The 18,776-nt window shown below is 63.4% G+C and carries 23 protein-coding genes and 1 riboswitch; of the genes, 15 read left to right on the forward strand and 8 right to left on the reverse strand.

Annotation, left to right across the window (positions count from 1 at the left end; all coding sequences use genetic code 11):
* Nucleotides 1-104: 104 nt before the first annotated feature.
* Entirely contained in the window at nt 105-851 is a 747-nt protein-coding gene (locus LB515_RS19805) for an SDR family oxidoreductase (protein ID WP_224708715.1), read from the reverse strand.
* A gap of 34 nt (nt 852-885) precedes the next feature.
* The gene (locus LB515_RS19810) at nt 886-1,347 is read right to left on the reverse strand and encodes a VOC family protein (protein ID WP_224708716.1); all 462 of its coding nucleotides are present in this window, start codon (nt 1,345-1,347) and stop codon (nt 886-888) included.
* Between the two features lie 135 nt (nt 1,348-1,482).
* Here LB515_RS19810 and LB515_RS19815 point away from each other — a divergent pair, with 135 nt between their 5' ends.
* From LB515_RS19815 to LB515_RS19860, 10 genes are all read left to right on the forward strand, one after another.
* Nucleotides 1,483-2,370: a transcriptional regulator GcvA gene (locus tag LB515_RS19815; RefSeq protein WP_224708717.1), complete on the forward strand. Its 888-nt coding sequence runs from the start codon at nt 1,483-1,485 to the stop codon at nt 2,368-2,370.
* Between the two features lie 510 nt (nt 2,371-2,880).
* Nucleotides 2,881-3,108 (forward strand): hypothetical protein, encoded by a 228-nt coding sequence (locus LB515_RS19820; protein ID WP_095768463.1) that lies wholly within the window; start codon nt 2,881-2,883, stop codon nt 3,106-3,108.
* Between the two features lie 312 nt (nt 3,109-3,420).
* Nucleotides 3,421-4,419: a L,D-transpeptidase gene (locus LB515_RS19825; RefSeq protein ID WP_224708718.1), complete on the forward strand. Its 999-nt coding sequence runs from the start codon at nt 3,421-3,423 to the stop codon at nt 4,417-4,419.
* Nucleotides 4,420-4,563: 144 nt separating this feature from the next.
* Complete coding sequence (locus LB515_RS19830; RefSeq protein WP_224708719.1) at nt 4,564-7,002, forward strand: FAD-dependent oxidoreductase; 2,439 nt, start codon at nt 4,564-4,566, stop codon at nt 7,000-7,002.
* Nucleotides 7,003-7,055: 53 nt separating this feature from the next.
* A complete protein-coding gene (locus tag LB515_RS19835) occupies nt 7,056-8,165 on the forward strand; it encodes a mandelate racemase/muconate lactonizing enzyme family protein (RefSeq protein ID WP_224708720.1) in 1,110 nt (369 codons plus the stop codon).
* Between the two features lie 404 nt (nt 8,166-8,569).
* A complete protein-coding gene (locus LB515_RS19840; protein ID WP_095770208.1) occupies nt 8,570-8,902 on the forward strand; it encodes a DUF2934 domain-containing protein in 333 nt (110 codons plus the stop codon).
* A gap of 310 nt (nt 8,903-9,212) precedes the next feature.
* Nucleotides 9,213-9,530 (forward strand): ArsR/SmtB family transcription factor, encoded by a 318-nt coding sequence (locus LB515_RS19845; RefSeq protein WP_224708721.1) that lies wholly within the window; start codon nt 9,213-9,215, stop codon nt 9,528-9,530.
* Nucleotides 9,527-10,012 carry an SRPBCC family protein gene (locus tag LB515_RS19850; protein WP_140847962.1) on the forward strand — a complete coding sequence of 162 codons (486 nt, stop codon included), beginning with the start codon at nt 9,527-9,529 and terminating at the stop codon, nt 10,010-10,012. The genes LB515_RS19845 and LB515_RS19850 overlap by 4 nt, the downstream gene beginning before the upstream one ends.
* Nucleotides 10,013-10,070: 58 nt before the next feature.
* The gene (locus LB515_RS19855; RefSeq protein WP_224708722.1) at nt 10,071-10,484 is read left to right on the forward strand and encodes an MAPEG family protein; all 414 of its coding nucleotides are present in this window, start codon (nt 10,071-10,073) and stop codon (nt 10,482-10,484) included.
* Nucleotides 10,485-10,565: 81 nt separating this feature from the next.
* Complete coding sequence (locus LB515_RS19860) at nt 10,566-10,850, forward strand: hypothetical protein (protein WP_040980340.1); 285 nt, start codon at nt 10,566-10,568, stop codon at nt 10,848-10,850.
* A 212-nt stretch (nt 10,851-11,062) separates the two neighbouring features.
* Here LB515_RS19860 and LB515_RS19865 read toward each other — a convergent pair whose 3' ends face one another.
* From LB515_RS19865 to LB515_RS19880, 4 genes are read right to left on the reverse strand one after another with little or no spacing between them, the layout of a single operon-like run.
* Nucleotides 11,063-12,250 (reverse strand): MFS transporter, encoded by a 1,188-nt coding sequence (locus tag LB515_RS19865; protein WP_224708723.1) that lies wholly within the window; start codon nt 12,248-12,250, stop codon nt 11,063-11,065.
* A complete protein-coding gene (gene arsC / locus LB515_RS19870; RefSeq protein WP_140544977.1) occupies nt 12,251-12,664 on the reverse strand; it encodes an arsenate reductase (glutaredoxin) in 414 nt (137 codons plus the stop codon).
* Nucleotides 12,661-13,353 (reverse strand): aquaporin, encoded by a 693-nt coding sequence (locus LB515_RS19875; protein WP_224708724.1) that lies wholly within the window; start codon nt 13,351-13,353, stop codon nt 12,661-12,663. The genes arsC and LB515_RS19875 overlap by 4 nt, the downstream gene beginning before the upstream one ends.
* A gap of 49 nt (nt 13,354-13,402) precedes the next feature.
* Nucleotides 13,403-13,753: an ArsR/SmtB family transcription factor gene (locus tag LB515_RS19880; protein WP_095770080.1), complete on the reverse strand. Its 351-nt coding sequence runs from the start codon at nt 13,751-13,753 to the stop codon at nt 13,403-13,405.
* Between the two features lie 42 nt (nt 13,754-13,795).
* On the opposite strand from LB515_RS19880, the gene LB515_RS19885 reads away from it, so the two are divergent.
* Entirely contained in the window at nt 13,796-14,311 is a 516-nt protein-coding gene (locus LB515_RS19885; RefSeq protein WP_224708725.1) for a DUF6428 family protein, read from the forward strand.
* 280 nt (nt 14,312-14,591) lie between these two features.
* Complete coding sequence (locus LB515_RS19890; RefSeq protein ID WP_224638391.1) at nt 14,592-15,059, forward strand: methyltransferase family protein; 468 nt, start codon at nt 14,592-14,594, stop codon at nt 15,057-15,059.
* A 3-nt stretch (nt 15,060-15,062) separates the two neighbouring features.
* On the opposite strand, the gene LB515_RS19895 is transcribed toward LB515_RS19890, so the two are convergent.
* Nucleotides 15,063-15,335 (reverse strand): PilZ domain-containing protein, encoded by a 273-nt coding sequence (locus LB515_RS19895; protein ID WP_140846743.1) that lies wholly within the window; start codon nt 15,333-15,335, stop codon nt 15,063-15,065.
* Between the two features lie 353 nt (nt 15,336-15,688).
* Between LB515_RS19895 and LB515_RS19900 the strand changes: the two genes are divergently transcribed.
* Nucleotides 15,689-16,057: a hypothetical protein gene (locus LB515_RS19900; RefSeq protein WP_224543946.1), complete on the forward strand. Its 369-nt coding sequence runs from the start codon at nt 15,689-15,691 to the stop codon at nt 16,055-16,057.
* 656 nt (nt 16,058-16,713) lie between these two features.
* Here the strand turns inward: LB515_RS19900 and LB515_RS19905 are convergent.
* A complete protein-coding gene (locus LB515_RS19905; protein ID WP_224543948.1) occupies nt 16,714-17,301 on the reverse strand; it encodes a histidine phosphatase family protein in 588 nt (195 codons plus the stop codon).
* An 83-nt stretch (nt 17,302-17,384) separates the two neighbouring features.
* Nucleotides 17,385-17,534, forward strand: a riboswitch (adenosylcobalamin (AdoCbl) riboswitch).
* Between LB515_RS19905 and LB515_RS19910 the strand changes: the two genes are divergently transcribed.
* Complete coding sequence (locus LB515_RS19910; protein ID WP_095770085.1) at nt 17,526-17,735, forward strand: CbtB domain-containing protein; 210 nt, start codon at nt 17,526-17,528, stop codon at nt 17,733-17,735. It overlaps the preceding riboswitch by 9 nt.
* A gap of 162 nt (nt 17,736-17,897) precedes the next feature.
* On the forward strand, nt 17,898-18,638 hold the full coding sequence (locus LB515_RS19915; protein WP_224633258.1) for a CbtA family protein: 741 nt from the start codon (nt 17,898-17,900) through the stop codon (nt 18,636-18,638).
* Nucleotides 18,639-18,776 lie beyond the last annotated feature (138 nt).

The raw sequence follows: 18,776 nt of genomic DNA on the forward strand, positions 1-18,776 counted from the left end.
CGCCGGAAACGCCATTGGCCGCGAAGGTCTGGAAGGCGACGCCGGCCCTTGTGGACGGCAATAGGCGAAGCCGGAACCTTCAAATCGAGGTCCGGCTCTGCCGCTCACACCAGCCTTTGCCCGCCGTCGATGTGGACGGTCTCGCCGGTCATGAACTCGGTCTGCATGAGATAGAGATAGGCCGGCGCGATATCGGCGGGCCTGGCGATCTTTCCCACCGGCAGTCGGGCGCCCATCTGCTCGAAATAGCCTGATTTGGCGGCGCCGACGATCTCGTCCCACATTTCGGTATCCACCCACCCGGGCGAGACGATGTTGACGCGGGTTGGCGCAAGTTCCAGCGCCAGCGCCCGGGCGAAATAGGTGAAGGAGCCGGCGACCGCCGCGACGACAGAGCCGCCGGGGACCGGCGGACGGTCCTTGTTGATGCCGGAGGTGAAGATCATCGAGCCAGCCTTGTTCAGCGTGCGCACGGCGTGCTTGGCCAGCATCGCTGCGCCGATCAGCTTGCCGTCGACAAATTGGCGCACGAAATCCATGTCGGTCTCGCCGATCGGATAATTGGGCGGCGGCGTGCCGGCCGTCGCCACCAAATGATCGAAAGCGCCGGCTTGCTCGAACAAGCCGGACACCTCGGCCTCATTGGCCATGTCGGTGGCGATGCCTGTCACGCGCCCTGCCCCGCCGAGCCGCTTTTCGGCGGCCTTCAGCTTTTCGGCCGAACGGCCGGCGATCACCACCTCCGCGCCGCTTTCAAGCGCCGCTGCCGCGACGCCGAAGCCGATGCCGGAGCTGCCGCCGACGACGATGATCTTCTTTCCATTGAGCGATGTCATGGTGAGATTGGTCATGGGTCTTCTCTGTCTTTCCGCGATGGGTTCAAAATCAGGCGCGGCCGGCGTGGGCTGCTTCGATATCGGCGAGGATGATCTTCTTCATCGAATACATCGCCTGACGCGCCCGGTCGGCCTTGGCGCGGTCGGGGTCGTTCATCAGGCGCAGCGCCGGTTCGGGAATGACCTGCCAATAGACGCCGAACTTGTCCTTGAGCCAGCCGCAGGGCTGCTCCGAGCCGCCGCCGGCGGTCAGCGCGTTCCAAAAATAATCGGTTTCGGCCTGGTCCTTGGTTTCGATGTAGAGCGAAATCCGCTCGTTGAAGGGCGGCACTCCGCCGGCGTTGAGCGCGGTGAAGCGCTGGCCTTCGAGCTCGAAATCGAAGATCGCATGCGGCTTGTCGGTGAACTCGATGGTCCGCAGCGCGCAGCTGTTCTTGAAGACCGAGAGATAGAAATCTCGCGCGGCTTCGGCATCGAGGTTGAACCAGAGGAAGGGATGAACGGTGGCCATGATGTCCTCGCAGGTTTGATCTGAAGTGAGTATTGATCACAAATTCTGTGAGGATTTTTGATTGGAAAAGGCTCGACAGACAAACCAAAATTCGGCAAGTATTTGTTACCATAACTCACAAATGGCTTTGTCGACATGGCCCGCAGACTGCCGCCACTCAACGCCTTGCCGGCCTTCGAGGCCGCTGCACGGCATTTGAATTTTTCGCGGGCCGCCGACGAGCTCAACCTCACCCATGGCGCGATCAGCCGCGCCGTGAAGCATCTCGAGGATCAGCTTGGCGTGCAGCTTTTCGAGCGGGCGACACGCTCGGTGCGGCTCACTCCTGTCGGCGAGCCTTATGCGGTCGCCGTGCGCGAGGCGCTCGACCAGGTCGCGCTGGCGACGCAAACCGCAACCTCGCGCCATTCCGGCTCGACGCTCAACGTCAGCACCTCGGACGGCTTCGCCGGAAAATGGCTGGTGCCGAGGCTCTACCGCTTTCACCGCGCGCATGGCGATATCGACGTGCGCGTCTCGACCACCGGGCGACTGACCAATTTCCGCGGCGACGGCATCGACGTCGCCATCCGCTACGGCGCCGGCCACTATCACGGGCTGACGTCGGAATTTCTCACCGGCGAGGAAGTCTTTCCGGTCTGCAGCCCGAAGCTTCTGGAAGGGCCGCATCCGCTCAAGCAGCCGCAGGACCTCAAGCACCACACGCTGATCCGCGACGGCTACCGCATCGACTGGGCCGCGTGGCTGGCCAGCGCCGGCGTCGAAGATGTCGACCCGAATAGCGGGCTCACTTTCGATTCAGCCACTTTCGCGGTGGAGTCGGCCGTGCAGGGCGAAGGCGTGGTGCTCGGCCGGACCATGCTCGTCTCGGCCGATCTCGCCACCGGCAGGCTGGTGCGGCCCTTCGATCATGCGCTGAAGGCGATCTCCAGCTTCTATCTGGTCTACCCGCCGGAGGCGATCCACCAGCGCAAGGTGAAGGCGTTTCGCGATTGGCTGTTTTCGGAGATCGAGCCGCTTTAACGGGCGAGCTCCGGGCTCGACAGCCAAAAGCCGGACGGCTTTCCGCCAACTCGATTCGCCTTGCGAAGACCGCTGGGCGGATAATGCCGCCGCGGAGCGCCTAGCCAGTCAAAACCGAGTTGAAACTTTCGGCGGCCCTTCTAGTTCGGTTGGAAGGAGGATCTTGATATGACTGAACCCGGTGAAGGGAGTTCCCACGGTCGAATTGACGACAAGCAGCTCGTCATTCTGCTGAAAGAGAAAACCGGCATCTCGGAGGCCCAAGCCAGAAGGCTGATAAAGGCCGTTGGGCGCGACCGACCGTCGCTTCTGCGAGAAGCACGCATGATAAGGGCGCGTGTTCAGACGTCCACCTCAAGTCGCGTGTGACCGGCTGAATGCGGCGGATGCCCGCCGGATCTGGCGGCGGCATTTCGCGACCGGCTGCTTCGAAGATCGACCCGGCTGAAGCAAAGCTCGCCGGAAATTCCCTGCTTGCGAAGACGTGCTTGTTGCGCGATGCTCCGCAAAATGGCTGGCGAATATCTGGACCACAAACTGGAATGCCCGTTTTGCGGCACCATTCGTCTGCAGATCCCGGCCGATGCCCAGCCAGCAACACCGATCCATTGCGCCGAGTGCGGCGCATATCTCGGCACGTGGGACGAGCTTCAAACCGACTTCGAGCAGCAAGGCGGTACCGACGGCGTGTTCCGGCTGGATAAGGGACGTATCCAGAAGCTTAATTCCAGCCGATGATTAGCCGCAGCTGACGCAGCCGTCCGGGCTCAGAAAAGCGCCCAACAGGGCAACCGACGGCATGGGCGGGGGGTGTTGGGGAGCCGCCGGTTACCAGGACAAGGGGCCATGGAATAAGAAAATGCGCAGGCCCTGAGACCATAATGCCAGTTCTCTGCATTCATGGGAACTGGTTTCCAGCTTAAAATTCAAACATATATGGGAGAAGGCGCACACTCGTGATGATCTTCGTGCGGCTCCTCGCGACAGGAACCACATCGGCCGTGCCGCGTCATAGAGACAGGCTCTTGCCGCGATCCTGGAGTGACGTCGATGATCAGGCTGCTTGTTATCGCTGGATTGGCGCTCGTGCTCGCGTGCGGCGGGACGCTGGCAGCCAAGCTCGACCTCGCCGCTGTCAACCAGGCGCAATTCAGCGAGGGCGAGCCGAAGGGCGTCGATCCGATGGTGCTCAGAGCGCAGATCCTTCTCGATCGCGCCCGCTTCTCCCCCGGCCTGATCGACGGCCGCCTTTCCGACAATTTCTCCAAGGGCGTCGCAGCCTTCCAGGCGGCCAACGGACTGCCCTCCGACGGCAAGCTCACCCGCGAGACCTGGGACAAGCTCGCGGCGACTTTCGCCGGGCCGGTGCTGATAAACTACGAGGTCACGGCCAAGGATGTGCGCGGGCCGTTCACCAGGCGCATTCCCGCCCGTATGGAGCGGATGGCGCGTCTGAAGCGGCTCGGCTATCGCAACGCGCGGGAAAAACTGGCGGAGCGCTTCCATGTCAGCGAACAGTTGCTGAGGCTGCTCAATCCCAAAGCCGATTTCAGGAAGGCCGACACCACGTTGGTGGTGCCCGATGTCGGCCGTGGCGATCCTCCCGCGGCCGTCGCCAGCGTCGAGGTCGACAAGGGTGCCCGCCAGGTGCGCGCGCTCGATGCTTCGGGCAAAGCGCTCGCGGTCTATCCCGCCTCGATCGGCAGCGAGGAAAAGCCGGCGCCGAGCGGCACGGCCGAGGTCAAGCGCGTGGTGCACAATCCGACCTATCGTTACAATCCGAAATTCGCCTTCAAGGGCGTCAAGAGCAAGCGGCCGTTCACCATCGCCAAGGGGCCCAACAATCCCGTCGGATCGGTATGGATCGATCTCTCCATCGAGAGCTACGGCATCCACGGCACGCCTGACCCGGGCAAGATCGGCACCACCTTCTCGCATGGCTGCATCCGGCTGACCAACTGGGACGCCGAGGACCTCGCCGCCATGGTCAAGCCGGGCACCAAAGTCGACTTCAAGGACGAGACGGCGCAGGACGGGCAAGTGCAGTGAGATGCCGGGTCGCGATCCGCCAATCGCGATTGCTGCATAAGCTCAATTTATCGTCATCCTCAGTTTTTCAGAACGTTACACCGCCTTGCCTCGCCTGTAGCTTCGACGGCGCGGTTTGGAGAATGGTCTGGGTTTGGTGGTTCGATGCAAGCACATGCGCGGGTGGTGATCGTCGGCGGCGGATGCGTCGGCGCGGGTATTCTTTATGGCCTGGCCAAGCGCGGCTGGACCGATGTCGCGCTCCTCGAGCGCACGCAGCTCACCGCCGGCTCGACCTGGCATGCGGCGGGGCTGATTCCGTCCTATTCCCGCAACATCAATGTTGGGCGGATGATCAAAAAGACGATCGAAATCTATGAGGGTCTCGAAGCGGAGACCGGGCAGCCGGTCGGCTGGCACAAATGCGGGCAGTTGCGCATCGCCAACTCGAGAGACCGACTCGACGAGTTCAAGAGCTATATGAGCGTCGCCGAGGTGCAGGGGATGCGGGCGCAATTGCTTACCCCCGATGAGGCGCGCAAGCTCTGGCCGCTGCTCGACAATAAGGACATGCTCGGCGCGCTCTACCATCCCGATGACGGCCATATCGCGCCGGCCGATGTGACGCATGCCATGGCCAAGGGCGGGCGGGATCTCGGCGCAAAAGTCTATCTCAACACCGAGGTCACCGGGTTCAAGCGGACCGCTTCCGGCGAATGGCTGGTCGAGACCAACAAGGGCGACATCACCTGCGAGCACGTGATTTGCGCCACCGGCAATTACGCGCGCCAGACCGGCGTGCTGCTTGGCTTGGAGATCCCGGCGATCCCCATCCTGCACCAGTACTGGATCACCGAGGCGGTCCCGGAGGTGGTGGAGCGCAAGCGCGCCGGCCGGCCCGAAATGCCGATCCTGCGCGACGAGGGTTTTGAAGGGTATCTGCGCGAAGAAGGCGACGGGCTGATGTTCGGTCCCTATGAGCGCACCGAACACCTCAAGCTCTTCGCCGAGGACGGCGTTCCCGACTGGTTCGGCGCCGATCTGCTGGAAGAGGATTTCGAGGCGGTGTCGTGGAACTGGGAGCAGGCGCTGCAGCTGGTGCCTGCGCTCGGGCGCGTCGGCATCAAGGCCAATGTGCGTGGCCCGTTCCAGATGACGGCGGACGAGCTGCCTTTGATGGGGCAGGCTTGGGGCCTGCCCAATATCTGGCTGGCCGAAGGCGTGCCGGGCGGCATTCTGTGGGGCGGAGCGATCGGCTACTATTTGTCGGAGCGGATCGTCGAAGGCGGCAACAGTATCGACACATCCGATCTCGACCCGCGCCGCTTCGGCGACTACGCCAACAAGGAATGGGCGCGCGAGAAGGTGCGCGAGGCGTGGGGCACGCATGCCGAGCAGAAATACCCGGGACAGGACATGCCCGCTGCTCGGCCGCAGAAGACCGCGCCTTCCTATGACAGGCTGACGGAACTGGGGGCGGTCTGGGGCGTACTCAATGGCTGGGAGATGCCCAACTGGTTCGCGCGCGACGGCGTTGAGGCCAAGGACCAATATAGCTGGCGCTGGACGCCCAAGGGAAACCTCGTCGGCGAGGAAGTACAGGCGGTACGCAACGCCGTCGGCCTGGTCGAGATGACGCCGATGACCAAGTTCGAGGTGTCAGGTCCCAGCGCGGCCGCCTGGCTGGACCGGATCATCGCCAACCGCCTGCCGGCCGTCGGCAAGGTGACGCTGGCGCATCACCTCACCACCAGCGGTGGCGTGCAGGCGGAATATATGGTGGCGCGGCTTGGCGAGGACCTGTTCTACCTGATCTCGACGCCGCGTGCCGAACGCTGGAACTTCGACGACCTTTCAAGACTGCTTCCCGCCGACGGCAGCGTATCCTTGAAGAACGTCACCAACGACCGCGGCTGCTTTACCGTCGTCGGGCCGAACGCGCGGGCCGTGCTGCAGCCCCTCACGGAGATCGACCTTTCCAACGAAAGTTTTCCCTGGTTCGGCGTCAAGACCGGCAGCGTAGCCTTGGCAAGCGACGTGCGGCTGCTGCGGGTGAACTATGAGGGCGAGCTCGGTTGGGAACTCTATCACCCCCTGCCCTACCAGCGGCGATTGCTCGACGCGATCCTCAAGGAAGGCGAGAAGCACGGCATGCGGCTGGTCGGGCTGCACGCGCTGGAGTCGCTCAGGCTCGAGAAATCCTATCGCGCCATGTATCGCGACATGAACCCGGAGCTCAACGCGCTGGAGAGCGGGCTGGAGCGCTTCATCCGGCTCGACAAGGGCGACTTCGTCGGGCGCGACGCGGTTCTAAAATACAAGGAGCGTAACGACCAGCGGCGATCCGTGACGCTCAGGATCGAGACCGACGGCGCCAGCACGCTTGCCAATGAAGGGCTCTATAGCGACGGCGCGCTGGTTGGGCGCATCACGTCGGGCGGCTACGGCTACGCGCTCGGACATGACGTGGCGCTGGCGCTGCTGCCTGAACCGTTTTCGAAACCCGGCACCAAGCTCGACGTCGCGATTCTGGGCGACTGGAAGGTCGCCGAGGTGATCGCGGATTCGCCTTACGATCCGACCTCGGCCAGGGCGCGGATGTAATAGGCGGGGCCTACAAAGGCCCGTTGCCGACGTGTCCTTCGGAGGGAAGCCGTATGCGTATCGATCGGATCAACGTCTATTCGGCGCAATTGCCGGTCAAAGGCGGCGTCTACCGGATGGCCAGCGCCGATGTGGAGGCGCTGGATTCGACGCTGGTCGAGATCGTTACCGATGACGGTTTTGCCGGCTGGGGCGAGACCTGCCCGATCGGCCCGGTCTACCAGCCGCATCATGCGCTGGGCGCCCGCGCGGCGATCGCCGAAATCGCGCCGGGGCTGATCGGTTCGGAGATCGCCTCGATCCGGCTTCTGGCCAAGCAGATGGACGAGCGGCTCAACGGCCACGGCTACGCCAAGGCCGCCTTCGACATGGCGTTCCTCGACCTGCTCGGCCAAAAACTCGGCGTGCCGGTCTCGACGCTGCTGGGCGGCGCGCTGACCGACCGCGTGCCGGCCTATTATTCGCTGATCGTCGGCGCCCCGGACGAGACGGCGAGGATCGCCGCCGACAAGGTGAGCGCCGGTTACCCGCGCCTGCAGGTCAAGATCGGAGGCCGCAACCTGGAGGAAGACGTCGCCGTCGTTCACAAGGTCTGGGAAGCGGTCGGTTACAAGGCTCGGCTAGCGGTCGACGGCAACCGAGGCCTGACGGTGGCCGCAGCGATCCATCTCGACCGGGTCTGCCAGCAAATTCCCTTCGTCTTCGAGCAGCCCTGCAACACGATGGACGAGATCGCGACGCTAAAAGGCCGCATGACGCATCCGGTCTATCTGGACGAGAGCACCGAGGATCAGAACGCCGTGCTGCGGGCGATCTCGCTGGGCATCGCCGACGGCTTCGGCTTCAAGGTGACGCGCCTGGGCGGATTGACGAAGATGACCACGGTGCGCGACCTTTGTGCCATCCGCTCGCTGCCGCACAGTTGCGACGACGCCTGGGGCGGCGACATCATCGCGGCGGCGTGCGTGCATCTGGCCGCGACCGTCGAGCCGCGCCGCATGGAGGGCGCCTGGATCGCCCAGGAATACATCAAGGGCCATTTCGACCAGAAGCACCCGGTCGTCATCAAGCAAGGGCACATCGCCGTGCCGCAACGGCCGGGGCTGGGCGTGAAGCCGGAGCCAGGCATGTTCGGCAAAGCGGTGGCGATATACGGGCCGTAAGGGGCAAGCGGCGGGCAGCCAGGCTTACTATTCGGATCGGAATGGCCGCGGACGTGGCCGATATTTTCAGCGCCGTCCCCCACCCCGTCTCGGCTTCGCCGAGCCACCTTTCCCCCCTCCGGAGGGAGAGGAAATGCTGACCGGCAACGTCGCGACCTCGGCATTGCTATTTCCTCTCTACTTGGCGATTGCCATTGCTCGCCCCCGGCGATTGGCGTTCCTCTCCCTCCGGAGGGGGGAGAGGTGGCTCGGCGCGCAGCGCCGAGACGGAGTGGGGGAACCACCTGCGCGATTGTCGCCACGCCCGGCATGTTGACCGGCAGCACAGCACCCGATCACCTTCGCGATGCCACGGATCGTTCCGCCCAGTCCTGCGTTCTTGTGACACGCAAGGAGGAACGGCGATGGACGACGACGATCGGACCGAGAAGATCAGGCAGCGTGCCTATGAGATCTTTCAGCGCGAGGGCGGCATCCTGGGCAATCATGAACGGCACTGGCATCAGGCGGAGTTGGAGATCGACCGCGAGGCCGCCCTGCCGATGACGGCAGACGATGCGCTGCCAGAAACGCGCGAGATCGACAGCGCGGATGTGCTGACGGTGGAGGCGCTTGCCATGCGCACCGGCATTTCGGGCGACGAGGCGCAAGAGCTGCTCGACAGGCTGGGCAACGACCGCGCTGCGATCGAGCAAGCGGCGCGCGATCTGCAAGCACGCAAGCGCGGTGTCGATTAGTGGCACTGCATTGAGATTTTGACCGGTCGGCCCTGTTTGCGTTGGCAGGTGGTACGCGTTGGAGATTGGCCGAAACGCCCATCGCGATCGACATTCTATGGTCTGCGCCGCGTCGCTTCGCTCCCTGCTCCGCCATGGAATGACGAGGTTGGGGCGGCCTCCACCAATCCCCGGCGTTTGCGCTGATTTCACGGAAATGAACGGAAAAATCTTGCACCAAGAGGCGGTTGGCCAGCCAATCGGACCGGCCACAGGTGGCACTCTCCATCCGGGTTGACAGGTCGGACGCACCGTCCTAATTTTCGCGTTAGTGGCTACTAACGCGAAATACTGGACTGCGCTCGGCGATCAGACGCGACGCACGATCTTCGAACTGCTGGTCGACCGACCCAGTTCGGTCAGCGGGCTCGCCAATGCGCTGCCCGTGACGCGGCCGGCCGTCTCGCAGCATCTGAAGGTGCTCAAGGATGCCGGGCTGGTGGCCGATACGCGCTCCGGCAAGGAGCGCATTTACCGGATCGATCCGGACGGGCTCGCGGCGTTTCGCGCGGAGATCGACCAGTTCTGGGTGAAGACGCTTGCGGCCTACAAGCTGGCCATCGAGCAACCGACAAAGGACGAGACATGATCAAGCAACCGGCACCTGCTCCCGTAAGGCATTCCGTCGTCGTCGAGGCTCCGATCGCGCGCGCCTTCAAAGTGTTCACCGAGGATTTCGGCAGCTTCAAGCCGCGCGAGCACAATCTGCTTGCCGTGCCGATCGCGGAAACGATCTTCGAGCCGCGCGTCGGCGGCCACGTCTACGACCGCGGCGTCGATGGCTCAGAGTGCCGCTTCGCCCGCGTGCTGGCCTACGATCCGCCCGACCGGCTGCTTCTGAGCTGGGACATCAGCCCGCGTTGGCAGATCGAAACCGACCTCGCCAGGACGAGCGAGTGGGAGGTCCGCTTCACGGCCGAGGCGGAAAACCGGACCCGGGTCGAAATCGAGCACCGCCATATCGAACGGCATGGCCAAGGCTGGGAAGGCGTGCGCAGCGGAGTCGACGGCGATCAGGGCTGGCCGCTCTACCTGCAGCGGTTCCAGGCGCTTTTTTCCCGGGCGGCCTGACAGCGGCACCCCTGGGGGCATGGCCCGCATGGTGGCGATCGGAGGAGCACTGGAAACAATGGAAGCCTATTGGTTGAGCACCCTCGGCGTGCTTGCGCTCTGCCTCCAGTCGGTCGCGCTGGCGATCTACTCAGGCTCGTCCAAGGGTTTTGCCGGCAAGCTTTCAGGGCCGGTGATCCCGGCGGACGACGACAACTCTCTTTACCGGATCGATCGCGTCCACATGAACTCGGTCGAGGCGCTCGGGCCCTTCGTCGTGCCCGTGTTGCTGGCGATGATGGTTGGCGTCGAGCCGGTGACGCTCGCCGTGCTCGTCTGGGTTCACTTGGCGCTACGTCTCGTCCACATGATCATCTACCTGCGCGGCGGAAATGCCGCCAAGGGCGGCAGCGTCAGGACGATCCTCTATGTCTCCGGAGCGGTGGTCACGCTTGTCCTCGTCCTCGTGACGGGCTGGGCAGCGCTTCGCTGAGCAGCGCTCGCTTTTCGCTCCGTCGGCGGAACCCTCGCCCCGATCAGAGGTTCATCCCTGTACAACCACAGGAGATGCGCCATGGACCACACCAGCCACGTAAGACTGACCAACGCCGAGCTGACGCCCGACATCCTCGAAGGCGCCACCATCTACGGCCCGGATGACGAGAAGATCGGCTCGGTCGACCACCTGCACGGCAGCCAAGTCGTCATCGATGTCGGCGGCTTTCTCGGCATCGGCGCCAAGCCGGTGGCCGTCACAGCCAGCCAGCTCGATTTCATGCGCGACGAGGACGGCGACGTGCATGCAGTCACCAGCTGGACGAAGGATCAGCTCAAGGCGATGCCGGAGCATCGCGACTGAACAGGGACGCTTCGCGACTGTGAATCAATCAAGAGAATTCGGCCCGGCAATTGCCGGGTCGGGTTTTTTGCGGGGCGCGGTATTCGTTTATCGCCTGACGAGCGTCACGCGGATTGCCGTCGCGTCAAAAATGTGTGGCGGGTTCCCTCTGGAGCGGCGAGAAAGCCCAGGACAGGTCGGCGATTTCGTGGGGCGATGAACCGCTTCAAGGATCAGCGGCGCATGCTCGCAAGCAGGCAAATACACAGCCCCGCGTTGAGCGTTGCCGCGAGCGCCAGCGTGGTCAGGATAAAATTGGCGCCGCCCGTGCCAAGAAGCAGCGCTCCTACGGACGGAGCCGCCGCCTGGACGATGAGGCTGGGCGTCGCGAGCTTGCCCATCAGCACCGCGTATTGCTGCGGATCGAACAGCACCAGCGGCAGCGCGCCGCGCGCGATCGTATGGATGCCGTTACCCGCGCCATAAAGGATCAAGGCGAGAGCAACGAAAGTCTGGCTCGTCAGCAGCAGCCAGATTCCGGCGGCAAGCAGCGTTACGGATGTCAGCATCGTCCAGATCGGATGGTGCCGGTTGCGGCCGATCAGCAGCTCCGCCACCCTAGCGCCGACTTGTGAAGGGCCGATCAGCGCGCCAAGTCCGACGGCGGCTGCCAGGCTCGCGCCGCGCAATTGCAGCAGCGTCAGCAGATGCACGGAGAGCATGGACGCGACCAGTGCGGCCAAGGTCTGAATGGAGGCCAGCAGAATGAAGCGCGCCCGCGCTCTGCCGGTGGCCGATGCCTCTTTCGACCTGTCTTTGACCGGCGCAGGCGCGGCGGCCGGAGGCGACGGTATTATCCACAGATGGAGCGGCAAGCAGATTGCCAAATGGATCGCGGCATAGGCAAGGCAGGCGGTGCGCCAGCCGCCATGCTCGACAAGGAAGGCGCTGATCGGCCAGCAGACGGTGCTGGCAAAGCCGCCGAAAAGCGTCAGGTTGGTGATGGCGCCGCGCGCGCTCTGTCCATAGAGGCGGCCGAGTGTGGCGAAGCCGGCATCGTAGAGGCCGCTCGACATGCCCAAGCCCATGAGCAGCCATGCAGCCAGATAAAGAGGATAGTCGGTCGCCGTCGCCAACAGCGAATGCGCGGCCGCCAGCAGCAACGAGCTGGCGGCAAGCACCGGCCGCCCACCGTGGCGCTGGATCAGCCGCCCGGTGACGGGGGACACCAGCCCGGCAAGCAGGAGCCCGCAGGATAGCCCGGCAACGACCGACGCGAACGACCAACCGGTATCTCTAGCAATCGGCGCGGCAAGCACCGCGGGCAGGTAGTAGGATGATCCCCAGGCGAGAATCTGCGTGATGCCAAGAGCCGTAACGAGGACGCGGCGGTTGTGTACGATGGGCGCGGTGGCTTCCAATCAGGCTTGCCCTGGCGGATAGGCGACCTTCTCGCCATCCTCCTTGACGAACTCCCGCACCGGATTGTCGAGCAGCGGCAGCACCGCTTCCGACGGCCGGCACAGTTTTGTCCCTTTCGGCGTCTCGACGATGGGCCGGTTGATGAGGATCGGATGGGCGAGCATGAAATCGATCAGCTCATCGTCGCTCCATTTCGGATCGGCGAGGCCGAGTTCGGCGTAAGGCGTGCCCTTCTCCCGCAACAACTCGCGCGCAGAAATCCCCATCGCGGCGATCAGTTCGAGCAGCCTTTCGCGGCCCGGCGGCGTCTTGAGGTATTCGATCACGACAGGGTCTTCGCCGCTGGCGCGGATCATGGCGAGCGTGTTGCGGGAGGTGCCGCAGTCGGGGTTGTGATAGATCGTGACCGTCATGGCTCTGCTTTCAAGGGTTGTGGAATGGCCGCGGGCCGCAGCAGCCAGCCCATCAACGCGAGCGCGGTCAGGGCACCGAGCAATTCGGCGACGACGAAGCCGGGCAGATCGAGCGGCCTGATGCCGGAAAAAGTGTTGGTGAGTGAGCGCGCCACGGCGACGGCGGGATTGGCGAAGGAAGTGGATGCCGTGAACCAATAGGCCGCTGTGATATAGAGCCCGACCAGCCACGGCACGGCCCGCCGCTCGAAGCGAAGGCCAGCGAGAATGACGGCGACAAGGCCGAATGTCGCGACCACTTCCGAGAACCATTGCGCCGGCCCGGCACGCAGTTTCGTCGCGACCTCCAGCGCCGGCAGGGCGAACATGAGATGCGCGGCGATCGTGCCGGCGATTCCACCGACGACCTGCGCGAACAGATAGGCAGGGAGATCGCGAGCAGGCAGCGACCGGTTGAGACAAAACACCAGCGAAACGGCCGGATTGAGATGCGCGCCGGAGATCGGCCCGAGCACGGTGACCAACACCACCAGCATGGCGCCGGTTGCTAGCGTGTTGCCAAGCAGCGCCAGCGCGGTGTCATGCGTCAGCGTCTCGGCCATGATGCCGGAGCCAACGACGGTCGCCACCAGCAGACCGGTGCCCAAAGCTTCAGCCGCGAACCGGCGCGGCAGATCGAAAGTGTTCATCGGTCGACCCTGGATTGGACAATGGGGAGTTGGGTAGCGGGCGTGACGGTCATTGCCGGCTCTCCTCGCCCGGCTGGCAGCAAGATGCCGCAAGCGCCGGCGCGCAGATTTCCGGCCGGCCCGAGCAGCAGTCCTCCATCAGGAAGCGGATCAATCCGGACAGCGCGTCGAACTCGGCGCTGTAGACGATCGAGCGGGCATCGCGCCGCGCGGTCACAAGACCGGCGCGCTCGAGTTCTTTGAGGTGGAAGCTGACATTGGACGGCGAGACCTCGACCTGCTCGGCGAGCGAGCCGGCGGCAATGCCTTCCGGACCGGCAACGACCAGCAGCCGCAGCAGGCGCAGCCGTGTTTCCTGCGACAGCGCGCCAAAGGCGGTCAGGGCTTGACGTTCATCCACGTTTCAACAATCCTTGAAATATTGAAATGAGGAATAGCCGACATGCTCTCTTCTGACAATCGGAAAAACATCGCTCCTATGGATCCCTCCGACCTGACCATCGGCGATCTGCTGATGGCGCTGGCCGATCATAAGGACAGGCCACTGGTGTTCCGCTATGACGGGCGGCCGGTAAAGCCTGGCTACCACGTCACCGAGGTGAAGGCGGGACAGTTCGCGGCGCTGGATTGCGAAGCGAATCCGGAATCATGGTCGGAGATATTCGTCCAGCTGTGGGACGTGGACCAAGGCGGACCGGTCCATATGCCAGCCGGCAAGTTCGCCGCGATCATCCGCAAGGTTTCGGACCATGTCGCTCTCGATCAGGCGGCGAAGCTGACCTTCGAGGTCAGCGACGGCGTGCGCCCCATCGAACTGCACCGGGCAGCCCAGCCGAGCCTTGTTGGCGGGACGGTTGAGGTCGAGCTGTCGCCACGGCCGTCAAGCTGCAAGCCGCGCGACCGCTGGCTGGAAGAACAGAAGGCAGCGAGCGGGTGCGGAGGGAGTCGCTGCTGTTGAGCCCGCTAATGGTGACGCGCCGCCCTGATCAGAACCGGATCATGCCATTGGCCTGCAACAAATAGAGGCCCACGAGAACGATGGCGATCAGCGCCACCCAAACGGCTGTCTTGCTCATCCGCGCAATCCCTGTCGATCGGCGATAGTGAACGCGCGCGCCACGGTTGTGTTCCCGATATGCCGGGCTGCACATCGCCTAGGCAGGATCAAGTCACGAATTGCTGGACGATGCGCGTCCGTGCATAGTGGCGGCAATGGCGCCTGGTCGATGAAGATGGCTATGGATGACAAAGCGGACAATCCGGGCGTGGTGGTGTTTCCGCCGCTGCTCTTTCTCGTGGCGCTGATCGCGATGCTGGCGCTGCGCTATGTCTGGCCGCTGGCGATCGGCGGTCGCCCGCTGACCATCGTGCTCGGCGTAGTGCTGGCAGTACTGGCGGTTGCGATCATCGCTTGGGGACGCTCGACGATGTTGCGCGGCGGCACCAATGTGAACCCGACGCTGCCGACCACCGCGATCATCACCGGCGGCCCGTTCGGCTTCACCCGCAACCCGCTCTATGTCGGCTTGATGGGACTGCTTCTCGGAATCGGGCTGCTCTTTGACAGCTGGTGGGCCGTCATCGCGACCATCGCGAGCTTCCCCATCCTGCATTACGGCGTGGTGCTGCGCGAGGAGGCCTATCTGGAACGCAAGTTCGGCGAACCCTACCGCGCCTACAGGGCGAGCGTGCGCCGCTATTTTTGAGCATCAGTCCTTTGGCGCGTTGCTGTAGAGCGCCACGCCGACGCGGTCGTTGCGCCGCCACCGCACCAAAGCGCGATAGGCCGTATCGTCGGCCGGGACCTCGAGCAGAAAGCGGTCCGGAATCTCCACATTGGCACCGACGCGCAATTCCGCGCCCTGCTCGTGCTGATTTCTGACCGAGCAGCCGATCCTGACGCCGGCGGCGATGATCGTGGCTTCCTTGAGCACGAATTCGCGCGCATGAAGACGGCGTTCGATCTCGGGAAAATTGGCCATATCCGGCGGGCTCCTCAGGCAAGGCTCTCCTCGCCATGGGAAAGCACGATAGCAACGAGGCGTTTCCGTTCCGTTAGCGATTGCTGAAACGACCAGGCCAGTCGGGCCTGACGGCTGTTGTAGCTTTCCCGAAGCAGCGTCGGTTGCCTTGTTGGATGCGCTCGTTGTTACCATGACGGAGTTGAACGAGCGCACCAGCGCAGCATAGCTGCTCCAATCTATCGATTGGGGCAATGATCGGGGGCGCGACGCGAAAATCTAACCCGCTTGTGGATATGGAACCCGATGGCTTGTCTTCGGCTACTAATACGAGCTCAAACGTGCTTCGCTCATTAAAGCTGGGGGTGGAGATAATGAAACTTAGGTTCGCTTTCGCGACATTCGTAGAAATTTCGTTCGCGTGTTCGGCTGCTTGGGCCGCGAACTCAAATATCGAGTATCTGGCAGGACTGCCCGACACCAAGTTAAATTTGGCCGCTACAATCGCCGGCAACCTCGTCGGTGTGATGAAAAAATGCCCGGCGCTGAGGCTAAATGAAGATGGAAAAGCTATGATAGCTGTTCCTGTCCTCTTGTACGATGGGATAGACAAACACCTGACGCCCAAGTCCTCTAAGTTCAAGAAGGCTATACGTACCTATGAAAGAGCATTTGCTATAGCGGCTCAGAGAGGGAGCAATTGCCAGGCTGAGAAGGCCAGATACCCACACCTCTACCGGTAGAACGTGATGAGCAGAATCTTTGGTGTTGCCGTTCTTTCCGCCTGCCTGATCTGCCCTCCCGTGACATGTGTGGCCTCCCAAGGGTCTAATTTACGTCCAGAAGAACAGAATGCTGAATGCACGCCCCTCCAGGAAGCGAATGAGCGGATCATTAAGCTTCCGCTTATTCAGATGACATCCCGGTTCCATAGATTTGGTGACCATGCCCAGTTTGTTCATCGGGAACTGATCTACACCGCCGACATGGAGTATTCACGAGACAAACCCTACGGACGGTGGATCGCAAAGAGGATCCCCCCGAAGCAAGCCGTGCCGAAAAACGAAGATGGGTCACTGATTAACAGTAATTGTCATCGCCTCTACAACGCCACGATAGGCAGAGTCCAGACAATTGTTTTTCAATTTGACAAGACGCTCAAAAGCGACGGGCAGTGGTATCGCTGTAACATTTGGGTTGAATCACCGAATTATAGACCGCTAAAGGCAATTTGTGAGGGGCCCTTTGAGTGGACGAGACGCTGGTTCTATCAGTCCGATATAAAATTACCCGATGTTAAACCGGACTTTTAGCCTCCGGATCGGCGCCGCCTCACCGTCGCGTCGACCGTTTCCCTGACCGTCTGCTGGCTGCGTATCGTGCCGTTCGCGCGCGGGGGCTAATAGTCCCCGACTGTTCGGCCGGCGACCACGCCGCTCGCGCGCAGCACCCAGCGGCGGCCGTCGCTGCGGAACTCGGTGAGCGACAGCGGCTCGATGTCGATCTTCCAGACCGAGGAAAGCGGCGCGCCGAGCACATGCGCCATGGCGGCGCGGATCGGCATGGCATGCGTCACCGCGACGGTGTGACCGCTTTCGCCGGCCAGCCGCTCCATCAGCGCAGCACCCCGCCGGGCGACGTCGGCGAGCGATTCACCGCCATGGGGCGCCGCGTCTGTACCGGCGAACCAGGCCGCCATACCTTCGGGATCCTCGGCCTGCACCTCTTCGAAACCTTTGCCGGCCCAGCGCGCGAAATCCTGCTCGGCAAGCAGCGGCTCGACCGTCGCGTCAAGGCCGAGCGCCTCCGCCGTCCGCCGCGCGGCCAGCGCCGGGCTTGTCCAGATACGGTCGGCGCGACGCAGCGAAGCGGCCAGCGCGCCGGCGCGATCGAGGGCGCGCGGCTCCGGCGGCTCATCGTTCGGAAAGCGGCCCTTGCGCATCCCGGGCGTCGCTCCGCTTGCGATCATCGTCAGGCGGACAAGCATGAAAAACTCCGTGGCACAGCGAAAAACAGGCCTCACGAAGCCGTGCCGCCATTACATGTCGTTGACAGGCGAACGAAGTACTGACAAGTGTCTTAATGCTATACGGGATTGGAAGCCGGTGCGAGTCCGGCACGGTCGCGCCACTGTGATCGGCACCAGCCGAAAGTCAGGCCTTATTCCGCAGCACTCGATCAACGGGACGCAGTATCCCAAGGGAGGTCAATATGTCCGACACCACCTTCGCCCCCAGCTACGGCCCGGTTGCGATTCCGGTCCGCGAGCTTCTGCCCTGGGCCATCCTCGGCGGGCTGCTTTTGATGCTGGCGATCTATTTCGTCGGCGCGGAAGAAGGCGCCACCTCGCTGATTCGCGGCACCTATGTGCACGAATTCGTGCATGACGGCCGCCACCTGCTCGGCTTCCCCTGCCACTAAAGCGGTTCAGCATCGCTGAACCCGCTTTCGATTCTGATCCAACGCAATTCCGGACGGAAAACCGCTGCGCACTTTTCCTGGAATTGCTTGGTTGGCTTAACGCAATTCCGGACGGAAAACCGCTACGCACTTTTCCTGGAATTGCTTGGAGGGATTGGTGACATGGTTGGAAAACTTTTGCTGCGCGGCATGCTTGTCGGGCTGGTCGCCGGGATTCTGGCGTTCGCCTTCGCCCGCGTCTATGGCGAGCCGCAGGTCGACAAGGCGATCGCCTTCGAGGAACAGCAGGCCCCGGCCGCCGGCGAGGCGCCGGAGCCCGAGATGGTCAGCCGCGCCACGCAAGCCGGCATCGGCCTGGCAACCGGCGTGCTGGTCTATGGCGCCGCGCTTGGCGGGCTGTTCTCGCTGGTCTTCGCCTATGCCCATGGCCGTCTGGGCTCGCTCGGTCCGCGCGGCACCTCGGCGCTGATCGCGGCACTCGGCTTCCTGGCCGTGATCGTGGTCCCCGGCCTCAAATACCCGGCCAGCCCGCCCGCAGTCGGCAATGCCGAAACGATCGGCTACCGCACCGAGCTGTTCTTCATCATGATTGTCGTCTCGATCGCGGCGATGGTGGCGGCGGTCGGCCTGGCGCAGCGGCTGTGGAACCGGCTCGGCGCCTGGAACGCCTCGATCGTCGCGGGCCTCGCCTTCCTCGTCGTCTTCGCGCTGGTGAAGGCGGCGCTGCCCGACATCAACGAAGTGCCGGAGAACTTCTCGGCGACCGTGCTGTGGCAATTCCGCGTCGCCTCGCTCGGCATCCAGCTGGTGCTGTGGACCGTCGTCGGGCTCGGCTTCGGCGCGGTTGCCGAACGCGTGGTCGCGGTGCGCGACCAGCGCAGCCCGGCACGCCGCTACGCCTGAAATCCGATGCGTTGGCCGCCACGGTTCTGCGCCCTGGCGGCCAAAGCGGCTCAACGGTCGGTACGACCGCAGAGCCACTTTGGTCTTTCCTTTTCTCGCAATTCCGGACGGAAAACCGCCGCACACTTTTCCTGGAAT

This window comes from Mesorhizobium sp. CA15 (genome assembly GCF_020165215.1).
Lineage (GTDB): Bacteria > Pseudomonadota > Alphaproteobacteria > Rhizobiales > Rhizobiaceae > Mesorhizobium.

What these genes read in the sequence shown, in the direction of transcription:
- LB515_RS19805 (WP_224708715.1), bottom strand. Translation starts at nt 851, where the DNA reads ATGACCAATCTCACCATGACATCGCTCAATGGAAAGAAGATCATCGTC.
- LB515_RS19810 (WP_224708716.1), bottom strand. Translation starts at nt 1,347, where the DNA reads ATGGCCACCGTTCATCCCTTCCTCTGGTTCAACCTCGATGCCGAAGCC.
- LB515_RS19815 (WP_224708717.1), top strand. Translation starts at nt 1,483, where the DNA reads ATGGCCCGCAGACTGCCGCCACTCAACGCCTTGCCGGCCTTCGAGGCC.
- LB515_RS19820 (WP_095768463.1), top strand. Translation starts at nt 2,881, where the DNA reads ATGGCTGGCGAATATCTGGACCACAAACTGGAATGCCCGTTTTGCGGC.
- LB515_RS19825 (WP_224708718.1), top strand. Translation starts at nt 3,421, where the DNA reads ATGATCAGGCTGCTTGTTATCGCTGGATTGGCGCTCGTGCTCGCGTGC.
- LB515_RS19830 (WP_224708719.1), top strand. Translation starts at nt 4,564, where the DNA reads ATGCAAGCACATGCGCGGGTGGTGATCGTCGGCGGCGGATGCGTCGGC.
- LB515_RS19835 (WP_224708720.1), top strand. Translation starts at nt 7,056, where the DNA reads ATGCGTATCGATCGGATCAACGTCTATTCGGCGCAATTGCCGGTCAAA.
- LB515_RS19840 (WP_095770208.1), top strand. Translation starts at nt 8,570, where the DNA reads ATGGACGACGACGATCGGACCGAGAAGATCAGGCAGCGTGCCTATGAG.
- LB515_RS19850 (WP_140847962.1), top strand. Translation starts at nt 9,527, where the DNA reads ATGATCAAGCAACCGGCACCTGCTCCCGTAAGGCATTCCGTCGTCGTC.
- LB515_RS19855 (WP_224708722.1), top strand. Translation starts at nt 10,071, where the DNA reads ATGGAAGCCTATTGGTTGAGCACCCTCGGCGTGCTTGCGCTCTGCCTC.
- LB515_RS19860 (WP_040980340.1), top strand. Translation starts at nt 10,566, where the DNA reads ATGGACCACACCAGCCACGTAAGACTGACCAACGCCGAGCTGACGCCC.
- arsC (WP_140544977.1), bottom strand. Translation starts at nt 12,664, where the DNA reads ATGACGGTCACGATCTATCACAACCCCGACTGCGGCACCTCCCGCAAC.
- LB515_RS19875 (WP_224708724.1), bottom strand. Translation starts at nt 13,353, where the DNA reads ATGAACACTTTCGATCTGCCGCGCCGGTTCGCGGCTGAAGCTTTGGGC.
- LB515_RS19885 (WP_224708725.1), top strand. Translation starts at nt 13,796, where the DNA reads ATGCTCTCTTCTGACAATCGGAAAAACATCGCTCCTATGGATCCCTCC.
- LB515_RS19890 (WP_224638391.1), top strand. Translation starts at nt 14,592, where the DNA reads ATGGATGACAAAGCGGACAATCCGGGCGTGGTGGTGTTTCCGCCGCTG.
- LB515_RS19895 (WP_140846743.1), bottom strand. Translation starts at nt 15,335, where the DNA reads ATGGCCAATTTTCCCGAGATCGAACGCCGTCTTCATGCGCGCGAATTC.
- LB515_RS19900 (WP_224543946.1), top strand. Translation starts at nt 15,689, where the DNA reads ATGAAACTTAGGTTCGCTTTCGCGACATTCGTAGAAATTTCGTTCGCG.
- LB515_RS19905 (WP_224543948.1), bottom strand. Translation starts at nt 17,301, where the DNA reads ATGCTTGTCCGCCTGACGATGATCGCAAGCGGAGCGACGCCCGGGATG.
- LB515_RS19910 (WP_095770085.1), top strand. Translation starts at nt 17,526, where the DNA reads ATGTCCGACACCACCTTCGCCCCCAGCTACGGCCCGGTTGCGATTCCG.
- LB515_RS19915 (WP_224633258.1), top strand. Translation starts at nt 17,898, where the DNA reads ATGGTTGGAAAACTTTTGCTGCGCGGCATGCTTGTCGGGCTGGTCGCC.